Below are 17,822 nucleotides of genomic sequence, written 5' to 3'. Positions count from 1 at the left end.
TGTATGGAGTCATTTTATGAAAGCATTTTTATTAACCTTAGTACTTTTATCAACTTTGTTTAGTGGGGCTGTTTTTGCTAAAACTGTTGAGGTCGAGATGTTAAATAGATCAGGCAAAAATATAATGCTTTTTTCTAAGAGGATTGTTAATATTAATTCTGGAGACAATATTTTTTGGAAGGCAACAGATAAAGGTCATAACGTTGAATTTGTGACTGTTCCAGATGGTGTTAAAGGTTTTAAATCAAAACTTGGAAAAAATGCTAACTATACTTTTACTAAACCTGGAGTATACTTATATCAATGCACTCCCCATAAAATGATGGGAATGATTGGTATTGTGGTTGTTGATAATGATTACAACAATTTAGATCTAGTCAAGAAAACCAAAGTGATTGGAAAATCAAAAAAGATTTTAAAACAGTTAACTAAAGAATTAAAATAACTAGTTTTTAACAATTTTCCAAACAGTACCATAAGGTGGCCTATCTGGATTTTGATCGTCAAAATAAAATTTAGCACTCAAAGCTAACACGTTGCCATTTTCATCGTTTCCTCCAGCAGTAATATGAAGGTCAGTTTTAATTAACTCTTCTAATTGCCACTTACTACCATCCCAACCAACACCGTATATACTACCTAAACACCAATCTCCAAAAAGGTAAACTCCATTCATTCCTCCATAGTTTGCAACGCCCAAACCTTGAACAGAAGCACAAGCAAACGCCCCAGCAGATTTATTTTTACTACTTTTTTCTGGATGTTTGTATTTTGCTATTGGAAACTTTCCAGTAATTTTACATTTTTGCTTTGTTTTATTACCCATCGGTATATGACAATTAGATCCTTCCATAATAGGCCATCCAAAATTGTCACCACCTTTTGAAGCTTTAGGGATATAATTTATTTCCTCCCAAGTGTTATCTCCTACGTCTGCTATAAACATTCCTCCATTTACCTTATCAAAACTAAATTTATAAGGATTATGAAGTCCTTTGGCCCAAATTTCATTTTCAGGTGTGCCACCATTTTGATAAAAAGGATTATCTTCAGGAGCTTTATATTTCTTATTAGTATCAACATTAATTCTTAATATTTTACCTAATCTGTTTGAATGTTCTAGACTGGCTTTTTTGGATGTTCCCCAACCACCATCGCCAAGCCCTATATATAAAAATCCATCAGGTCCAAATGAAATTTGTCCACCATTATTGTTATGTGACGGCTGTTCAATAATCATTATAATTTTTTCTGTCATTAAAGCCTGTTTTTTTGAGATATATTCAGGATTTTTTTTATCAACAGTAAACCTTACAATAATTCCTGAACCATTATGTCTTAGAGATGAGTAGTGAACATATATATAACCATTATTTTTAAAATTTGGATGAAAAGCAATTGAAAAAAGACCTTGTTCTATGAATTCACTTTGTACATCATTTCCTTTTGGGTTTATGGGACTGGGTCTTAAATTTGTCAGATCTAGAAATGGTTTTTTATTAATGCTATAATCTTTATTAATAACTTTAACTTTACCTTCTCTTTCCACTACAAAAATTCTTTTTGTTCCATCGCCAGCATTACTTATGTTAACGGGGCCTTCAAAACCTTCAGCAATCTTGACAATTTTTAAATTTACATTACCTGTAATTTTTCCACCTGGTTGGGCAACTTGATCACTTGTTTTAGGGATGGTTTGACCCATTGCTGTAAAAATAAAGATAAGATTTAATGATATTAAAAAGTAGAAAATATTAGTTATATTTTTCAAAAAAAAACTCCCAAATTAAACAATTTTTATTTTCTTAAATTTTAATTATTAAAAAAATAACAGAATTTAACATTAAAATTTATAATCAAAAATCAATAGTTTATTTTAAATGTTTATATGGTAAATTTTAAAAAATAATTTCTTTTAAGAGATATTTAAATTTGAAATCAAATCTAGTAATAAATGTCGTTGGATTATCTCCATCTATGATAGGGCAGCATACACCTAATCTATTAGAGTTATCTAAGAAAGGTGGTATGAAACCACTTGATACAGTAATACCAGCTGTAACCTGCTCTGTTCAGTCTACCTTATTAACAGGACTTCTTCCAAATGATCACGGCATAGTAGCTAATGGTTGGTTTTTTAAAAACCTTTCAGAAGTTTTATTTTGGAGACAACCTAACCAACTTGTTAAAGGTGAAAAAATTTGGGAAAAAGGCAAAAAAATTAACTCAAAATTCACATGTGCTAAAATGTTTTGGTGGTATAATATGTATTCAACTGCAGATTGGAGTGCTACACCAAGGCCAATGTATCCTGCTGATGGACGAAAGATTCCTGATCATTACACGTATCCTCCTGATCTTAAAGATACTTTAGATAGCGAATTAGGTAAATTTCCTTTGTTTAAATTTTGGGGGCCGTTGGCAGACATTACTTCTAGCAAATGGATTGCAGAATCTACTAAATTTGTAATGAAACACTATAATCCTACGCTTGCTCTTACATATCTTCCTCATTTAGATTATAATTTGCAAAGGCTTGGTCCTGACCTAAAAAATAAGACATTAATTAAAGATTTAAATATGATTGATACTCTATGCGGAGAGCTTATAGACCAAGCTTATAGTGAAAACCGTGATATAATTATTGTATCCGAATACGGCATCACACCAGTAACTGATGCTATTCATATTAATAAGGAACTTCGGTCGCACGATTTATTAAGTGTAAGAAATGAAATGGGTAGGGATGTCTTTGATCCTGGAGCCTCAAAGGCTTTTGCAGTTTCAGATCATCAATTAGCTCATATTTATATAAAAAACAAAAAAGATATAAAAAAAGTTAAAGAAATTATTTCAAATTTAGAAGGCGTTGAAATGGTATTAGATAGTAAAGATAAATCTAAATATGGTTTAGATCACCATAGATCAGGAGAACTTGTTGCTATTTCAAATGCTGATAGATGGTTTAGTTATTATTATTGGTTAGATGATAAAAGAGCCCCAGATTATGCAAAGACAGTAGATATTCATAGAAAGCCAGGGTACGATCCAGTAGAATTATTTTTTGATCCTAGTTTAATGTTTCCAAAAGTTACATCCTTTTTTAAATTGATGAAAAGAAAGATAGGGTTTAGAAATTTGTTAGATGTAATTTCATTAAAAAGATCAGAGATCGTTAGAGGTTCTCATGGAAGAATAACTGACAACCCTAAGGATGGACCTTTGATCATTTCATCAAGAAAAGATCTGTTACCTAAAAAATCTTTACCAGCAACTGATTTTAAAGATTTTGTTCTTGATCATATATTTAAATAATAACTCTAAGTTCCAGGAATATATTTTTGAAAAAACAAAGTTAATACAAAAAAAACTAAACTTAGAATAGCTAAAATTACTTCTCCGTGGTGAGCAATTAAAATAAAATCATAAATACAGATACCTGAAATTAATAAAGTAACAGACTTTTTTATATTTCTTTTCTTTTCAATAAATGTATAGCTTAATGCTAAAAATATATTTAATACAAAAATTCCAAACGCGATATAAGAAAAATAATTTTCAATTAAAGTATAGCCATAAATAATTGGGGCAATTAAAAAAAGTAAAGGCCATTGGTTTTTTAAATATCCAATATCTTCCTGTTTAGCCAAATAAGTTAATCCAATTAAGTAAGACAGCAAAAAAATTGATGCCTCAAAAATATGAATATTAAAATATGATAAGAAAAATGCAGAGACGATAAAATATATGCTTATTCTACAAAGCCCCATTATTAATGGGCTATAGGCATTGTTTTTATGATATTTATTATAAATAATAATAAAAGCACTTAACATCATTCCTAAAAATAGGATTAAATTTAAGTTAAAAATATTTGTTCTTAATGCTTCAATGTAAAGTAAAAAAATACCTAAAATTAAAAGTGTAAAACCAATGATAAAGACCATTTTTTGCGTTATTTTTTTAGAAGGAATAGGTCTTTCTGGTCTTTGAACAATATCAAATTTGGTATCAAATGCGTCGTTTAAAAACATACCTCCAATATAAAATAAGGAAAGAGATGCTATTAATATAGAAGTGCTTTGTAACCCTATGGTTCCACCAGCAATAACTATGCCCGCTAAAACATTACTCCAAACTGTAGGTAAATTAGATATTCTACCTAACTCAAATAAAGTTTTTAGTTTCATCAGCTTAATTCACCAATTACCCAATTTAACTCCCTTGCAATAGCCTTGTTTACAGGGGTGTTTTTATACTGACTAGGTAGAACGTCCCAAGTGTAAGTTTCAACCTCCAGGTGCTGGCTTATTGGATTTTGTTTATGGATTCTAAGAATATCTTTCAAAAAATCCTGAGTTGTATCAAAATTATCCATCTTTTTTAAGAATATAGGTACATGAAAATGTATTCTCCATTCAGAACCAAAAGAGTTTTCAATTTGTTTGAAAGCATCTGAAAGATCTGGAAATCTTTTTAAAACAGATCCTCTTTTTTCAACTACTTGGTGCATGTAAACTGGTTCATCAAGAGATTTTAAAATTTCGTAAGTGTCTTTATTTACATTGGCAATTTTAATAGCAGAACTTAATTGTAATTTTGTAATTCTTATACCAGCATTTTGTATGTCTAAGATACTTTTTTTAGGGTCTTCAAACTCTACAGCTGCATGACAAACATCATAACAAATTCCTAGGTGAAATCTTAGTGCTTTTTCTGTATCAATTGCATTTAAATTTATTAATTTTGATAAAAAGTTTATGGATTCCTTTGAAAAAAGTTTGTTTTGAAAAAAAGAAATTGTTTCAGATATAGTTTCTAAAAAACAATAAGGTTCGGGTTCTAAAGATAATGTAATTTTTTTACCAGTAGATCTCTTTATTATAATTAGATGAGCAATATGTCTAAGAATATTGATAATAATTTTTTTAATTATTTCATCACCATCATTTCCTTGTGACCAAGGTTTGTAGGTTCCTGGAACTGTGCTAATTGAGCCTTCCATTTCATCAGGTAAAAGTTTAGATAAATGGTCAGCTAATAAATTAGTATAATTAAGTCTTAAATCATCAGACCAGTCAGGTTTGTAAGCGCCTTCTTTAACCGGTTTGCCATGAAAATTTCCATATGGAAAACCATTTATTGTAAAAACATATGAATTTGTTTCTTTTAAAAAATTTTGAAATTCATACAAATTTTCTTCTTTTGTTAAATCTTTTGCTGCTGATGCTGCTAAACGAAGACCTAATCCAAATTTTTTGTCAATAGAAACATCTTGTTTAATTTTAGGAAGAAATAATTTTAATTTTGTTATTACATCTGGCCATTCTTCAGCTGCATGAATATTGGTACAGTAGGTAAGGTAACTATTATTTAATTGATTTTTTAATAACATTCTATCTTTGACGTTCTTTCAACCATTGTATAGATTCTTGTACAAGTGAGGTATTAATCTCATGTACTTCAAACCCTACACCAATATTTTTTAAAAGTGTAATAGTTAATTCTCCTCCTAGATGTTCTTGAAAATCTTTAAGTCCTTTTATTAGCTCTAAGCCTTTATCTTTATTTGTTTTTTCTATGGCAACATTCCATAGCTTAAATCCTAAATACTCTAATAGGCAGCATATTCTCTCCTCTAACCCTTTATCTAACATACCTGCCAAAACTGAATATCTAGCATCTAATGCAATTCCAATTGCAACGGCTTCTCCATGCCTCAATCTATAATTAGTCATACTTTCTAATTTATGCGCTGACCAATGCCCAAAATCAAGAGGTCTAGCACTTCCCATTTCAAAAGGATCCCCTCCATTACTAATTTGATGCATATGTAATTCTGCACATCTTCTTATCATTTGACTCATTTCATTTTTTTCAAATAAAGCGAGTTTTTCTGAATTTAATTCTAACCAATTAAAAAAAGTTTTATCCCTAATTAATGCTACTTTTACTGCTTCGGCCATTCCAGCTATTTTATCTCGTTCACTTAACTTTGAAATAAAGTTTATGTCATTTATTACAGCAAAAGGAGGCGCAAAAGTTCCAATATAATTTTTAGAACCAAATAAATTAACTCCGTTTTTAACCCCTACACCTGAGTCATTTTGTGATAAAACTGTAGTAGGCATTCTAATGTGCCTTATACCCCTATGAGATGTGGCTGCAACTAAACCAATTGCATCAAGAACAGCACCTCCTCCAATTGCAACTACGTAGGAATGCCTGTCAATATTAAATTTATTTATACTTTCTTGTATTTGCTCAACAAAATATAAATCAGATTTAATTTTTTCACCTCCTGGCACCAGAATAGGGTTTGTTACTAGATGTAAATATTTGTGATATTCATTTATATATTGTTTTAGTTCTGTAATTAAGCCTTCGTAATGTTTTGTTATGCCTTCATCAATAAAAAATATGACATTATGTCTTTTGTCTTTTTCTTTCCTAAGAATGACGTCTAAAAGTATTTTATTGTTTTTATTAAACACATTTTCTGTAAAACACACTGGAAATTCATAAGGAACCTCAAATTTTTGCCAGTGTATTTCGTTATTTATTATGTTGGTTTGAGTGATCATTGTATCAGTTGTTTTTTAGTTTGAAAGTAATTGCTGAAAACATCATAACCAAGCTAGAAATCATCATTCCCATACCTTCTCTAGCAGTTTCTGTATTCCACCATACTTCTACTTTCCACCATAAACTCTCTTTAGGCCAGTAAAAACCAGTTAAGAAAATAGTACCTATAAAAAGAATAATAAATAAGAGTTGTAATGGTAGTTTATGTATTATTTTAGGGTTTAAAAAAATTACCCCAGAAGAAAGTGCAGGTATAGAATAGATAGTCGCCCAATAATAAAAATCTGGGTCATTAAACTGAACAAAAACAAATAAGAACATCATGATTGAAAGCAGTAGATTAATATATTTCATCAGTAAATCCTTTAATATATCTAATTAATAAATCTTTTATTATGGAGAGAACTTCTTGTTCATTACATAAACTACTAATGATTGCATTTCATCTTGAGAATATATTTCTTCCCAAGCTGGCATTTTTCTAAAGCCTTTAGCAATTCTCTTATAAACAAACTGAGGCTTATAACGTTTAGGTTTTAATTTAGGTGCTTTTCCTGGATATGCTTTATAACCATGACAATGTGTGCACTGATCAAACCAAATTTCTTTTCCTTGATTAAATAAATCAGCATTTTTCATTATTTCACTTGTAAATTTTACTTTTTCTTTTGAATTTACTTTGATATTTAAAACCGAAATTGACGTTAATACAAGTATAAATAAAAAAAATCTTTTCATTATTTAGAACATCCGCTTAATTAGAATTTCAAGCCAATCATGTTGGCTTGAAATATAATTTTAATTTAGTTTGAAGGAACAACCTTATAGATTGTGTCTTGTGTTCCATTAGGTCCAGTAGTAATTGAAGTTAATGCATATACATCACCTGCAGCGTCTTGAGCAAATGCTAATATATAAGGTAAATTACCTTTCATATTTGTAATAGATGCGTCTTCCATACTCCATTTTCCAGACTTTTCAGTTCCAACAAAAATTTGACCGTCCATTGCTCCGAAACCTTTACTCCAGTCTCCAAAAATGTACTTTCCGTTCATAGATTTGTTACTACCCCTATACACATAACCACCTGTAACAGATATACCTTTACAACCTTTCGGTTGTGCACTGCAGTTCTTATATTCCATAATTGGAACAGTCATGCCTGCTTTACTACAAGTTGATGGATGATTGTCAGGTTTTTGGTAATCAAAGCATTTAGTAGCTTCCATTGAGCGCCACCCGTAATTACCACCTTTTTTGATCATAGAAATTTCTTCAAAACTATTTTGTTGTACGTCACCACAAAATAATCTTCCATCTTTTTGATCAAATGAACATCTCCAAGGATTTCGCAGTCCTATTGCATAAATTTCACCACGAGCATCGCTATTATTTGCATACGGGTTGTCTTTAGGAATACAATAGTTCTTATCATTGCAAGAATTATTTATATCTATACGAAGTATTTTCCCAAGAAGTGTTGACACATCTTGTCCATTTCCTTCAGTGACATTATGTCCAATTCCCCAATCATTAGCATATCCACCGTCTCCAGTTGATATGTATAAATAACCATCATTTGGACCAAATCCAATCCAATGACCATTATGATTAAATTGAGGCCAAGCTATACTTGTTATAAGTCTAGCTGAAGAATGGTTGGCCACGTTAGGATCTTCAGATGATACTGTATATTCTTCTACTGTATTAGAATGGCTATACCATAGCATTTGTCCCAAATCACCTTGGAAATCAAGAGCTCCTGAATAAGCTATATAAAACTTACCATTTGATTTAAAATCAGGGTGAAAAGCTAGTCCAAGAAGACCTCTTTCATCAAAATCATGATGTTGCTTTATTATTTTATTTCTAATATCTAGAAATGGTGTTGGTAAAAGATTTCCGTCTTTATCTATTATTTTTATTTTACCAAATTGCTCGATAACAAACTTTCTGTCGTCGCCTTTAGGCTGAACCATAGCCAAAGGAGAGTTTATCCCAGTAACGTATGGCACTAGCTTTAAATTAACAGCGTTAGCTTGAAAAGCTAAAGTCATAAAAAAAGCAGATATACATCCTAGAAAAACTTTTAAATTTTTCATAATATTACCCCCTATAGTTAAAAAATATACTTTGTTTAATTTTTTTTTATTTTAAAACAACATAATTTAATCATTAATATTACAATTATAAATTAATAGTAAATATTAATGTTTTATTTTATTTCATTAACATACTAACATATTATTAATAAAGTTTTGGATTGTATCGAAACTTATATTAGAAGGATTAAATCTTTCGCGGGAGGGATTACTGTGGATGATAATAATACAAACTATATTAATAATAACTTTAATCAAGATGTACGAGAAAAATTAAGTGTGTTTTATGATTGCATGATTTCCATGTCATCAGACACAGGTTTTAATAAATTTTTTGTAAGATCTAGGTCACATTTAATGGTCACTGTTCTTGTTGCTTCAAGATATACAGACTTTTTTTCATTTGAAAAATTATGTAATAAAATTCCTAATAATGTAGCAAGTAGATCAACAATTAAATCTATTTTAGACGATGGTGTTAAACAAAACTATTATGATAAAAACGAGTGTCCTGAAGACAGACGTATACAGTTATACAAATTAAGCTCAGAAAATTTTAAATTTATTGAAGATTGGGTTGGAAAACAACACCATATTTTTAAATAAATAAAACTTTTAACTATGTGATTCTTAAAAAATGTATTCAATAAAAGATAGAAAAATTCAACATTTAAATATAGCTAAATATCAATTTGAAAATGAAATTGAATATAACTCACTCGATTCAGTTGTTCTTCCTTATTGCGCTCTTCCTGAGATTGACTTTGATACAATTGATTTATCAGTAAATTTTTTAAATAAAAGAATATCTTTCCCAGTTATGATTTCTGGTATGACTGGAGGTACAGAAAGGTCAAATAATATAAATAAAGTCCTAGTGGAATTAGCAGAAGAGCATAACATAGCAATGGGAATAGGTTCACAAAGAGCATCATTAGAAACAAAAAGTTCACAAAAATTTTTAAGAAAAATTGCAAAAAACATACCTCTTATTGGAAATGTTGGAGGAGTTCAACTAGCTTCACCATCAGGGATAGATTTAATTAAAAGGGCAATAAATGATATTGAGGCGGACGCAATAGCTGTGCATTTAAACCCATTGCAAGAAATCGTTCAGCCTGAAGGGGACCACGATTGGCGAGGGGTATTGAATGGTATTTCAGAGGCAGTTAAAACCCTACCATGTCCTATAATAGTTAAAGAGGTGGGTCGAGGTTTATCCAAAGAAGTTATTAAAAGTTTATTTAACGTAGGAGTTAGAATATTTGATGTTGCGGGTATGGGCGGAACAAATTGGACAAAAATTGAAACAAGTAGAAGACCGTCTGATGAACAATCTATTTATCAACCTTTTCATAACATTGGAATCCCACTAAAAAAATTAATTATTGATGCCTCGTCTATATCTAAAGATAATATTATTATTGGTTCTGGAGGTATTAAAAATGGATTGGATGTTGCAAAAGCAATCTGGTTAGGGTCAGATTTAGTTTCAATGGCAGGTGTTTTATTAAAATCATTAGAAGATAAAAATCACAAAATTAATAAAAAAAACCTGGATAATCTGCTCAATAATTTAAAAACACAGATTAAAATATCATTATTTATTACTGGCTCTAAGAGCATTTATGAATTTAGAGAAAAGTCAATTTTTGGAGAAAATTAAATAGTTTTATTTGATTTATTATTATTATGAAAAAATATTTAGTGTTTTTAAAAAACTTAATCGAGAAACAAATTGAAGATAAAAATTGTTTTGAATGGTATCAAGAACAAAATAAACTTATAGAAGGGAAAAAAAGTAATAGCTTTGAATTTGATATTTCATTTGGACTTGTTTCAAGAAAAGTTGGCAAAAATGATTTGTACTTAACTAAAGATGACCTAACTGCTGCAAATCATTTAAGAAAAGGGTTTAATCCATCTAGGTGGACTATTGATACAGCTATAAGAGTATATTTTTTATTAAAATATTCTGAAGGTAATGAAGAGGCATTTAAGAAAAAATTTGAACAATTATATAAATTCGCTGATGGACATGAAGCGATAGCTCTTTTTTCTGGATTACCTTTGTTTCCTTCCTCAAATGAATTAACAAATATTGTTACAAATGCTCTAAGAACAAATGTTAAATCAGAATTTGAGTCTATTGCTCACCATAATCCTTATCCTTTTGAACAATTTAATTCTAACGCTTGGAATAATCTAGTTCTAAAGTCCTTGTTTATTGGTGTAATGTTAAATCCAATTTTAGGTTTGGATAATAGAATAAACGTTGAGTTAGCAAGAATTTTAAAAGATTATGCAAATGAAAGATGGGCTGCAAAAAGATTTGTTTCACCTGAATTGTGGAGGTGTGTAGGGCCAATTGCTGATACATCTTTTATTTCTGATTTAAAATACGTTTTAATCAATGGTTTAGAAATTGAAAAAAAAGCAGTAGCGTTATCTTTGTCTCAATCAAAGAATAAAGATATAAAGCATGAATTAGGACAATATCTTCAGAATTTTGAAAAAGATATTAAAGAAGGTTCAATAAATTGGAATTTTATTCAAAAAGACTTAATTCAAAATTCGTTAGCATATACTCAAAAATTGAATAAAGAGGAGAAGATAAATGATGTTTATTGATACTCATGCTCACATGATTTCTAGAACCACAGATGACTATGAGGCAATGGCTGCATCTGGAGTTGTGGCAGTTATAGAACCAGCTTTCTGGATTGGTCAACCAAGGACAAATGTAGGAAGTTATATTGATTATTTATCTGCAATAATTGGCTTTGAAAGATTTAGAGCAGGTCAATTTGGGATTAGGCATTATTGCACTATAGGATTAAATTCTAAAGAAGCAAACAACGAAGAACTAGCTGAAAACGTTATGGAAATACTACCTAGATTTGCTCTTAAAGATGGTGTAGTTGCTATTGGTGAAATTGGGTATGATGATCAAACAGAATTGGAAGATAAATATTTTAGGTTGCAAATTGAATTAGCTATTAAACTTGATTTACCAGTTATGGTCCACACACCTCACAGAGATAAAAAAAGTGGGACATATAGATCAATGGATGTATGCAAAGAACATGGTATTGATCCATCAAAAGTAATAATAGATCATAATAATGAAGAAACTGTTAAAGAGGTCTTAGATAGAGGGTATTGGGCAGCTTTTTCAATTTATCCTAGTACTAAAATGGGAACAGCAAGAATGGTTGAATTATTACATCAATATGGAGGTAATAAGATCATCATAGACTCTGCTTGTGATTGGGGTATTTCAGAACCGTTGGCAGTTTCTAAAACAGCTAGGTTAGCCTCTCTTCAAGGTATTAGTGATGATGTGATTAAACTAGTTTGTTACCAAAACGCTCTAGATGCTTATGGACAAAGTGGACAGATGAAAGAATCAGACTGGTTAAACCCACCACCTATTGATCAAAGAACATTCTATGAAGGAAATTCTATTTTAAGAGGTCAAAGGGAACCTGTAATTCAAGATCCAAAGTCAAAAAGAAATAAAGATGATTTATCAATAGACTAATTTTCTCTATCTCTACTTATTAATAGTAACAAACAAAGCGCAGTTATTATAATGCTCGCCAATAGACCATCGTTTTCATATTGTAGATGATAATTGATTGCTCCTAACATTATAATAGTCAACCCAAAGCAGGCGTAAAATCTTAATTTTCTGATCTGAATCCCAATTGACCCAAAGACTTCACAGATTCCAATAAAATATCCAAACCATATTGGCAGACCTAATGTAACAAAAGAGTCATGCATCATTTGCATGCCAATAATTTTTGATAGACCAGCTAAAGCAAAAATTAATGAAGTTATTAGAGTAATAATAAAAAAAACTTTACTATTTATTTTAATCATAATTAATTATTCACTTTAATAAAAAAAATATATATTAAGGACAATATTAATTACTTATAGTACTTAATTTGTAAATATTTTTTATTTTATAATTAAACTATTTTAATTCAAACATTTATGGTGGTACTGATGAACTTTAACAAACTTGGAAAATCTGATTTAAGAGTTTCTTCTTATTGTTTAGGCACTATGACTTTTGGTGAGGCTACATCTGAAATAGATTCACATTTGCAAATTGATCAATCGATATCCTCTGGTATTAATTTTATCGATACTGCAGAGATGTATCCTACTTGTCCTCTTCGTGAAGAAACAACTGGTGATACAGAAGTTATAATAGGTAATTGGATTGAAAAAAATAAATCAAAAAGAGCTGATTTTATTCTAGCTACAAAAATATCAGGCAAAGGTTATAAAGCTGTAAGAAATGGTAAAGGTATAGATGAAAAGTCCATTAAAATAGCTATAGAAGGTAGTTTGAAAAAGCTTAAAACAGATTACATAGATTTATATCAATTACATTGGCCAAATAGAGGTTCCTATCATTTCAGACAAAATTGGAATTATAATCCTACAAACCAGGATACTAACCTTACAAAAGATAATATAAATGAGGTGCTTAATGCTTTATCCGATTTGCAAAAAGAAGGTAAAATTAGGCATATTGGTCTATCAAACGAAACATGTTGGGGCACTTCACAATTTCTAGATCAATTAAAAAACTTTCCTAATCTTACTATTGCATCAATACAGAACGAGTATAGTTTACTTTGTAGATTATACGATCTTGATATGGCAGAAATGTCTCATCACGAGAACATAAGCTTGTTATCATATTCTCCCTTAGCAGGAGGATTTTTGACTGGTAAATATATCAATGATAATGTGCCTAATAATTCAAGACTTTCAAGGGTGCCAAGTTTATTTGGAAGAATTAATGAAAATTCTACCTCGGCAGTAAAAGAGTATGTTTCCCTTTCCAACAAATTTAATTTAGACCCTGTTCATATGTCACTTGCTTTTTGTAATCAAAGACCATTTATGGGTTCTGTTATATTTGGAGCTACTGATAATAAGCAATTAAACAATATTTTAAAAGGATTAGATATAGTTCTTTCAGACGAAGTTATGTTAGAAATAAATAAACTATATAAAAAATTTCCAATTACTTTCTAATTTTATTTTTTATTACTTTTTAACCAATATATAATGTCGAGTGGACTATATACTTGTAGTTATAATATATTAGCAATTTCTTTAAAAACTGAGAACATTAGCTCTTCTGTTTGAATATTTATAGGTTCTGAAGCTGAAGACATTCTAATTATTGTTAATTCTTTTTTTGGATTAATCCATATATTTTGTCCATGAATTCCAATGGCACAAAACTCTTCATCATTAAAACCTGTTTGATACCATTTAGATCTGTAATTGCCCTTAGGGAATCTCTCTAAGTGATCTTGATTAAGATAATTGGTATTATCTTTGTAGTTTTGAAAATCTTTAATCCACGATTCAGGCATTATTTGTCCGTTATTATTAGAGCCAAGACATCGCACCATCTCAGCAATTAATAGTAAATCATATGGAGAAATACTTATACCTCCTGCTGCTCTAGACGCACCCCATTTATCTAAGGTAACGTTAGCACTAAAGTTTATGCCAGATGGTTTAAATAATAAATTAGATAAGATTTTAGAAAAGTTTTGACCTGAAGCTCTTTCAATTATCCAACCTAATAAGTCACTATGTGGAGAGCAATAATGGTATTTTTTTCCATGTGGTTCTTTAGACTTAGGCATTGTTGAAAGAAATTCATGTAATCCAGTATTTTCAATATTTGAATGTTCATCAGGTAAATCCCATCCAGTAGAAGATCTATATTTTTTAAAAATTTCAGCTTCTCCAGCATAATCCTCTATAAAACCAGATGCTACATTCATATCAAGAACGTTTCTTAAAGTTGCATCTTCATATGCTGATCCTTTAGTTTCAGGAATTATATAAGAAACAGTGTCTGTTAAATTAAGAATTTTGTTATTAACCAAAATACCAGTTAATAATGAAGTAAGAGATTTAGATACTGAAAAAATTATATGTGGGGTATTTTGATAAGTAAATTTATCAAAATATTCAAACTTTAACTTTCCTTTGTGCATTACCAAAAAAGCATCTGTATCACATTTTTTTAAAATATTTTGAAGATTAGCCGAAGAGTTTTTATGTTTAATCAACATATCATGTAGATTAGTTAGATTTTTTTCTATTTTGATTTTTGTATTCGGATCATTATCAATCTCTGCAGTTGGAATTAAATTTCTTACATTAACAAATGCCCAACAATTATAGGGATACTTTCTCCAATTCTGAAGTGTTACCTGATATTCTTTAGGTAAAGGACTCCCACTCATAATTTTATTTAATTTAAATTCAGTCATTTTTTCTTACAAAATTAAAAAGACAGTTTTATTTATCAAAATTATTTGACAAAAAATTACTTTGATAGATAACTCATCATACTCCTAAATAAAAAGAGAATACAATGAATTTAGATTTTAAAAATATCATAAATATTCATAAAAAAATAACAGATAATGTTAAATGGACTGAAACTAGTTTTTCGAACTCCATATCTGAAAAAATAGGAACTGATATTTTTTTTAAGTTTGAAAATAGACAATACACAGGAGCATTTAAAGTAAGGGGTTCTTACTCTAAGCTTTTATCTCTCTCGGATGACGAAAAACAGTCAGGTGTGGTAGCAATGTCAGCTGGTAATCATGCTCAAGGTTTAGCGTTTATTGCAAAAAAAATGAATATTAATTCAAATATAGTGATGCCTGAAGGTACTCCTTTTACTAAAATTAGAAGAACCAAAAACTTTGGTGGAAACGTAATAATACATGGCTCTAGTTTAGGTGAATCATACGAGTATGTTCAAAAGCTTATAAATGAAAGAGGGTATACAGAAGTACACCCTTATAATGATTTGAATGTAATTGCTGGGCAAGGAACTATCTCATATGAAATGTTATCAGATTGCAATGATATAGATATACTTTTAGTACCAGTAGGTGGAGGTGGTTTAATAGCTGGTTGTTCATTAGCCGCAAAAGCAATGAACCAAAATATAAAAGTAATTGGAATTGAATCTGAATTATATCCGTCATTAACAAATATAATGTTTAATAAAAAAATTAAATGTAAGGGCTCAACTTTGGCTGAAGGTATAGCTGTATCTGAGATAGGACAAATACCTATGTCTTTTATTAAAAATTTTGTTGATAATGTAATTACTGTTTCTGATAAATCTATAGAAAGAGCTATTGCTATGCTAGCGGAACATGAAAAAGTAGTTGTCGAGGGTGCGGGAGCAACAGGTCTAGCTGCGTTAATTCAAAATAGTCAAAAGTTTAAAGGTAAAAAGGTAGGAGTTATCCTCTGTGGAGGTAATATAGATTCTAAAGTTTTATCGTCAATTTTAATGAGAGATTTAGTTAGGTCAGGTCAAGTAACTACACTTACAATTACGATGCCAGATAAACCTGGGCAATTACAAATTATTTCTAAAATTTGTGCAGATGAAGGTGCAAACGTACTTGAGGTTGAGCATAGTAGATTTGCGATGGATTTATCTGCTAGTGTTGCTAAGTTAAATATTACAATCGAAACACAAAATTCCGAGCATTTAAAAAAAATTATTCAAGAAATTGAAAGAAATGACTTACCAGTAGAAATTGAAGGCTTAGTTTAAAAGTAATTGAAGAATTTTAAAAAGGTCGTGGATGCAGAAAGTATCAATATTTGTTGATGTGCAAAATATATATTATACAACAAAGCAAGCTTTTAACTCAAATTTTGACTATAATAAGTTCTGGAAAAAGATAACTTATGATAGAGAAGTTGTCGTGGCCTTTGCGTACACTACTAACAAGAATGATGCAAAGCAGATACAATTCCAGAATATTTTAAGAGGTATAGGTTTTAACGTAAAATTAAAACCTTATATCAGTCGTTCAGATGGTTCCTCAAAAGGGGATTGGGATGTAGGAATTACTATCGATATTTTAGATTATGCTCCAAAATCAGATATTGTAGTCTTAGCATCTGGTGACGGTGATTTTGACCTTTTAATACAAAAAATTATTAATAAAAATAATGTCTTAACAGAAGTTTATGGAGTAGGGCAATTAACCGCAAATTCTCTTAAACACTCCTCAACAAAATTTTATGAAATTAATAAAGATTTACTTTTAAAATAAACTTCAATCTTCAGATGTTAATTTAATATTAATAATCTCATTTGAAGATCCAATTCTTAATTTTGGTCCCCAGCATCCAGAGCCTGAAGACACATAAAGTCTTGATTTGTTCTTTACGTATAATCCATAAATATATTTGAACTTTAACTTTACAATAAGGTTAAATGGAAATATTTGTCCGTTATGAGTATGTCCTGAAACCATAAGTTCAACGTTTTTATTTATATCATCCCAAATATCAGGTTTATGAGAAATCACTAGATTAAATAAATTATCTTTCTTAAATTTAGTTACATATTTAATTTTAGAATTTTTAGATTCTATATCATCAATTCCAATTAAATTAATTTGATCAATTTCTTTAGAGGTATTTTTTAAAATGCGTATATTAAACTTTTTTAATTGCGACATTTTATCTTTATAATTTTTTAAATAATATTCATGGTTTCCATTTACGAAGTAGATGTCTTTTTTGATTTCATTTAAAATAGTTAAATCATTTATGTTAAAAGAACTTGAATCAATTAAGTCACCACCAATTATTATAAAATCATATTTAATGGTCTTTATTTTATTTAGGATTTTTTTTAAATGTTTAGTTGTGTTAGTTCCAAGATGAACATCACTTATAAATATTATATTTAGATTGTTACGAATTTTGGCTGAAGTTAATTCTACATTTTTAATAGATATATTTCTTGCATTAATCATTCCATAGGCCGATATGATAAATATGATAATTAACGAAGTTATGCCAATTGAAGTTTCTTTAAATATGCCAGATAAATTCACTAAAATACTGAATGAAATGACAATAAAACTAATAAAGCCAATCCCTAAACCTTCATATACAAATATTTTAAGAGGTTTAAATGTATTATGAGACTTTAAGTAATAAATTATAAGTGTAAAAAATATAGTAGTATTTATCAAAGAATATTGGAAGTTGACACTTTCATTCAATAAATATTTATTCAATATTTCA

Annotated in this window: 20 protein-coding genes; 10 read left to right on the top strand and 10 right to left on the bottom strand. The window is 29.5% G+C overall.

Features of this window, described 5'->3' with window-relative positions:
- Positions 1-16: 16 nt before the first annotated feature.
- A complete protein-coding gene (locus tag ABXT66_RS06500; protein ID WP_443642676.1) occupies positions 17-445 on the top strand; it encodes a plastocyanin/azurin family copper-binding protein in 429 nt (142 codons plus the stop codon).
- Here the strand turns inward: ABXT66_RS06500 and ABXT66_RS06495 are convergent, their stop codons facing one another.
- Positions 446-1,771 carry a PQQ-dependent sugar dehydrogenase gene (locus tag ABXT66_RS06495; protein WP_443642675.1) on the bottom strand — a complete coding sequence of 442 codons (1,326 nt, stop codon included), beginning with the start codon at positions 1,769-1,771 and terminating at the stop codon, positions 446-448. It abuts the gene before it with no gap.
- 161 nt (positions 1,772-1,932) lie between these two features.
- Here ABXT66_RS06495 and ABXT66_RS06490 point away from each other — a divergent pair, with 161 nt between their 5' ends.
- Positions 1,933-3,315, top strand: coding sequence for an alkaline phosphatase family protein (locus ABXT66_RS06490; RefSeq protein ID WP_443642674.1), 1,383 nt, complete (start codon positions 1,933-1,935; stop codon positions 3,313-3,315).
- 5 nt (positions 3,316-3,320) lie between these two features.
- Here the strand turns inward: ABXT66_RS06490 and ABXT66_RS06485 are convergent, their stop codons facing one another.
- From ABXT66_RS06485 to ABXT66_RS06460, 6 genes are all read right to left on the bottom strand, one after another.
- Positions 3,321-4,190, bottom strand: coding sequence for a UbiA family prenyltransferase (locus ABXT66_RS06485; protein ID WP_443642673.1), 870 nt, complete (start codon positions 4,188-4,190; stop codon positions 3,321-3,323).
- Positions 4,190-5,395 (bottom strand): metabolite traffic protein EboE, encoded by a 1,206-nt coding sequence (gene eboE, locus ABXT66_RS06480; protein ID WP_443642671.1) that lies wholly within the window; start codon positions 5,393-5,395, stop codon positions 4,190-4,192. Before eboE ends, ABXT66_RS06485 begins: the two co-directional genes overlap by 1 nt.
- Position 5,396: 1 nt before the next feature.
- Positions 5,397-6,584: a 3-dehydroquinate synthase gene (locus ABXT66_RS06475; RefSeq protein WP_443642670.1), complete on the bottom strand. Its 1,188-nt coding sequence runs from the start codon at positions 6,582-6,584 to the stop codon at positions 5,397-5,399.
- 4 nt (positions 6,585-6,588) lie between these two features.
- On the bottom strand, positions 6,589-6,939 hold the full coding sequence (locus ABXT66_RS06470; RefSeq protein WP_443642669.1) for a transmembrane 220 family protein: 351 nt from the start codon (positions 6,937-6,939) through the stop codon (positions 6,589-6,591).
- 39 nt (positions 6,940-6,978) lie between these two features.
- Positions 6,979-7,323: a c-type cytochrome gene (locus tag ABXT66_RS06465; protein ID WP_443642668.1), complete on the bottom strand. Its 345-nt coding sequence runs from the start codon at positions 7,321-7,323 to the stop codon at positions 6,979-6,981.
- Positions 7,324-7,388: 65 nt separating this feature from the next.
- The gene (locus ABXT66_RS06460) at positions 7,389-8,687 is read right to left on the bottom strand and encodes a PQQ-dependent sugar dehydrogenase (RefSeq protein WP_443642667.1); all 1,299 of its coding nucleotides are present in this window, start codon (positions 8,685-8,687) and stop codon (positions 7,389-7,391) included.
- A 213-nt stretch (positions 8,688-8,900) separates the two neighbouring features.
- Here ABXT66_RS06460 and ABXT66_RS06455 point away from each other — a divergent pair, with 213 nt between their 5' ends.
- From ABXT66_RS06455 to ABXT66_RS06440, 4 genes are read left to right on the top strand one after another with little or no spacing between them, the layout of a single operon-like run.
- On the top strand, positions 8,901-9,293 hold the full coding sequence (locus ABXT66_RS06455; protein ID WP_443642666.1) for a hypothetical protein: 393 nt from the start codon (positions 8,901-8,903) through the stop codon (positions 9,291-9,293).
- Between the two features lie 31 nt (positions 9,294-9,324).
- Positions 9,325-10,353, top strand: coding sequence for a type 2 isopentenyl-diphosphate Delta-isomerase (gene fni / locus ABXT66_RS06450; protein ID WP_443642665.1), 1,029 nt, complete (start codon positions 9,325-9,327; stop codon positions 10,351-10,353).
- Positions 10,354-10,379: 26 nt separating this feature from the next.
- A complete protein-coding gene (locus ABXT66_RS06445; RefSeq protein WP_443642664.1) occupies positions 10,380-11,318 on the top strand; it encodes an EboA domain-containing protein in 939 nt (312 codons plus the stop codon).
- On the top strand, positions 11,308-12,231 hold the full coding sequence (locus ABXT66_RS06440; RefSeq protein ID WP_443644728.1) for a TatD family hydrolase: 924 nt from the start codon (positions 11,308-11,310) through the stop codon (positions 12,229-12,231). The genes ABXT66_RS06445 and ABXT66_RS06440 overlap by 11 nt, the downstream gene beginning before the upstream one ends.
- On the opposite strand, the gene ABXT66_RS06435 is transcribed toward ABXT66_RS06440, so the two are convergent.
- Positions 12,228-12,575, bottom strand: coding sequence for a DoxX family protein (locus tag ABXT66_RS06435; RefSeq protein WP_443642663.1), 348 nt, complete (start codon positions 12,573-12,575; stop codon positions 12,228-12,230). The two genes, ABXT66_RS06440 and ABXT66_RS06435, sit on opposite strands and share 4 nt — an antisense overlap.
- 129 nt (positions 12,576-12,704) lie before the next feature.
- Here ABXT66_RS06435 and ABXT66_RS06430 point away from each other — a divergent pair, with 129 nt between their 5' ends.
- A complete protein-coding gene (locus ABXT66_RS06430; RefSeq protein WP_443642662.1) occupies positions 12,705-13,751 on the top strand; it encodes an aldo/keto reductase in 1,047 nt (348 codons plus the stop codon).
- A gap of 59 nt (positions 13,752-13,810) precedes the next feature.
- Here the strand turns inward: ABXT66_RS06430 and ABXT66_RS06425 are convergent, their stop codons facing one another.
- A complete protein-coding gene (locus ABXT66_RS06425) occupies positions 13,811-15,013 on the bottom strand; it encodes a serine hydrolase domain-containing protein (RefSeq protein ID WP_443642661.1) in 1,203 nt (400 codons plus the stop codon).
- Positions 15,014-15,117: 104 nt separating this feature from the next.
- Here ABXT66_RS06425 and ABXT66_RS06420 point away from each other — a divergent pair, with 104 nt between their 5' ends.
- Positions 15,118-16,329, top strand: a complete 1,212-nt coding sequence (locus tag ABXT66_RS06420; protein WP_443642660.1) for a threonine ammonia-lyase — start codon at positions 15,118-15,120, stop codon at positions 16,327-16,329.
- A gap of 31 nt (positions 16,330-16,360) precedes the next feature.
- The gene (locus ABXT66_RS06415; RefSeq protein WP_443642659.1) at positions 16,361-16,837 is read left to right on the top strand and encodes a LabA-like NYN domain-containing protein; all 477 of its coding nucleotides are present in this window, start codon (positions 16,361-16,363) and stop codon (positions 16,835-16,837) included.
- 3 nt (positions 16,838-16,840) lie between these two features.
- Here the strand turns inward: ABXT66_RS06415 and ABXT66_RS06410 are convergent, their stop codons facing one another.
- The gene (locus ABXT66_RS06410; protein WP_443642658.1) at positions 16,841-17,548 is read right to left on the bottom strand and encodes a metallophosphoesterase; all 708 of its coding nucleotides are present in this window, start codon (positions 17,546-17,548) and stop codon (positions 16,841-16,843) included.
- 13 nt (positions 17,549-17,561) lie between these two features.
- On the opposite strand from ABXT66_RS06410, the gene ABXT66_RS06405 reads away from it, so the two are divergent.
- Positions 17,562-17,720, top strand: a complete 159-nt coding sequence (locus tag ABXT66_RS06405) for a hypothetical protein (RefSeq protein ID WP_443642657.1) — start codon at positions 17,562-17,564, stop codon at positions 17,718-17,720.
- Positions 17,721-17,822: the final 102 nt, after the last annotated feature.

It is taken from the genome of Candidatus Levibacter sp. Uisw_134_01, assembly GCF_047717795.1.
Taxonomy (GTDB): domain Bacteria; phylum Pseudomonadota; class Alphaproteobacteria; order Puniceispirillales; family Marisalimonadaceae; genus Marisalimonas.
Note: the sequence above shows the minus strand (reverse complement) of the source record. Positions and strands in the feature narration are given on the sequence as shown.